Source organism: Intestinibacter sp., assembly GCF_051866655.1.
Lineage (GTDB): Bacteria > Bacillota > Clostridia > Peptostreptococcales > Peptostreptococcaceae > Intestinibacter.
The window spans coordinates 1-2,626 of record NZ_JBJDXL010000461.1; the positions used below are offsets into that span (position 1 = coordinate 1).

The window sequence follows — 2,626 nt, forward strand, 5'->3', positions numbered from 1 at the left end:
CGCTTTAAAACGATTTGTAGTTATATCGAAAATCGTTCAATAAATATCATATTTTTCACTAACAAAAAACAAAGACTGGAATTTAAAACTCCAGCCTCTAACATTTCCTTATTTAATTAAAACAGCAGATCCATGCATATCGCTAAGTGGCAACACAGATACATCTGCTTCTTCACAAAATCTCTTAACTGCCTTTTTTACTCCAGAAAATTGTGTGCTATTGTAATCGTGGACTATAATAACTCCACCCTTTACAAGCTTAGGATAAAATACCTTCAACCCTTCATATGTAGGCTCATATAAATCTGTATCTAAGCTAACTAGACAAAATTCTGGTAATTCAAAAGTCACACTTTCTGGGAAATACCCTTTTACAAAAGTAGCATTATCTACATAAGGCAGCTTGCTCTTAACTAGCTCTATACTAGTATCTGAAAAATCGCCTTGTTTTGCTCTAGAATATCCATTGCTTTGTTCAGTTTCAATATCCTTGTCAGAGAATCCCTCGAAAGTATCGAATAGATAAATTTTCTTATCTGGAAATAATCTATTTATTTCAGCTGCAAATTTTCCTTTATATACACCTAATTCTGCTACTTCTCCTGATAAATTTTTTTCTTTGATATCGTCCGATATAAGTCTAAGCGCTGACAATCTTATATCTATATAATCTCTAAGCTGATTTATATTAAATATTTGGCCCTTATAGCCCATATCTTTAAGCTGAGATTCTATTTTTACTGAGCCTTCTCTATTTAAAACAGTGATCACTATAATATCTGGTGATATTTCAATCGCTTCTTGTGGAGAGTATATTTTCTTATTTGCTCTGATTTGTCCCCACATTTTTTCATTGTTATCTATAAAACCTACTACATCGCAGTCTGCACTTATCCAGCATGATATCATAGTACCTGCTTGACCTGCCCCAAATATCATTATTTTTTCCATAAACTTCCCCCATATAATCTAAATTGTTCTATTTTAATTTTAGCATATTTTGTAGAACTAATAATTCAATCTACGAAACTTTCTTTTTTCTAGTTAAAGCCACTACTAATCCAACTACGACTACAGCTATTCCTACTCCAGCGATTATTATATTTCTGAAGTTAGGGATTTTAGCAGAAAAATTTATATTTTGGACATCAGCTAATGTGTATTCCCAGTTATATACGTGCTTTCCATCCTCTTCTGTTACACTAGTTGCATTGCTGTTTTCTGCTTCAATAGGGCTTTTTATATGAAGTCCGATATTTGCAGTTTCTCCTAGTAAATGCATTAGCGTTCTTTGCTCAAAGCTCATCTCTCCATATATAGCATCCTTAAGCTTTAAATTCACATCATAGGTACTTGAAAACAAGCTTTGTTCCTCATTTATATCTACATATTTTTCGTAAAGCTCATTTGCTAAATCGTTGTTATTTGATTCAGTAGAAACTGTCTCTGCATTTACTGAGCTGTTTGAATTTTGATTTTCTACGTTACTTGAATTATCTTGTGAATCCTGATTTTCTTGTAGTGATGCATCTATATTTGTAATTTCTTTAAAAATTTCTTCTAGTTTACCTTGTCTAGTAGCAAATCTATATCCAGATTTATCTGAATCTGCTATTTTTTCTACAGTTTCAAAATCCTTGCCCAATTCATTTATATTTTCTTCTGGAATATTGTCAAATACAGTTTTTGGACCAAGCACCTCGATTATAGCCTTTCCTGTACCGTTCTTTTCCAAATCCACAGTGACATCTGCATCTACGCACCCTACCATCATGATTGCGCTTAGCATTATCAATACTAGTAAAAATTTTTTCTTCATAATATCCACCTCTTTCCCTTAAAAAAACGATAATTGCTGACTTACATTTTTATTCAATATTTTATTCATATAGCTTTTATAATTATTACTGACACCATACTTTGCTATAATCTCTCCAATCATACTATATAAGCTCTTGCTATAATCTAAATCTACTCTTCCATATTTGTAAAGCTCCTCTATCCTTGGATAAATATCTCTATATTCACATTTTAAGAAATTCAAAAAATTCCATTTTGTAGGTCCCCTCAAGTTCAATATTTGTGCCAACAAATAAGTAGCATTACAATCTCTCGCCCCTTGATACAATCCTTCTATATTTTCTCTTGTATCAGTTATATATGGAATTATCGGCATCGCATGAACACCTATAGATGCATTAGTTTTTGAAAACTCCTTCAACATTCTAAACCTTCTCTTAGAGCTAACTCCATTTGGCTCGATTTTTCGCCTGATACTTTCATCCACTGCTGTTATTGTCGCAGCGACATTTACATATGTGATATTTGAAAGCTCCTCGATTAAATCAAAATCTCTCAAAATTAAATCCGATTTTGTGGAAATAATACATGGATTTTTGTACTTTATCATAAGCTTTAAAATCTCTGGCATGAGCTTATATTTCTGCTCTGCTTTTTGGTAACTATCAGTTACGCCACCTATATTTATAACATCTCTTTTCCAAGATGATTTTCTAAGCTCCTCCTCTAATTTTTCAACTATGTTAATTTTTACATATATATCATCAAAAAATTGATTTGAATTCATATAATTATGTGAATAAAGTGCATAACAATATTTACATCC

3 protein-coding genes are annotated in these 2,626 nt (G+C 31.8%); all 3 read right to left on the minus strand.

Going from position 1 to position 2,626, the window contains the following annotated elements; genetic code table 11:
* Positions 1-108: 108 nt before the first annotated feature.
* Positions 109-951: a TylF/MycF/NovP-related O-methyltransferase gene (locus tag ACI3VO_RS13800; RefSeq protein WP_439758472.1), complete on the minus strand. Its 843-nt coding sequence runs from the start codon at positions 949-951 to the stop codon at positions 109-111.
* A 70-nt stretch (positions 952-1,021) separates the two neighbouring features.
* Complete coding sequence (locus ACI3VO_RS13805) at positions 1,022-1,819, minus strand: hypothetical protein (RefSeq protein ID WP_439758473.1); 798 nt, start codon at positions 1,817-1,819, stop codon at positions 1,022-1,024.
* An 18-nt stretch (positions 1,820-1,837) separates the two neighbouring features.
* Positions 1,838-2,626 (minus strand): SPL family radical SAM protein (locus tag ACI3VO_RS13810; protein ID WP_439758474.1); only part of this gene is annotated, 789 nt, incomplete at its 5' end.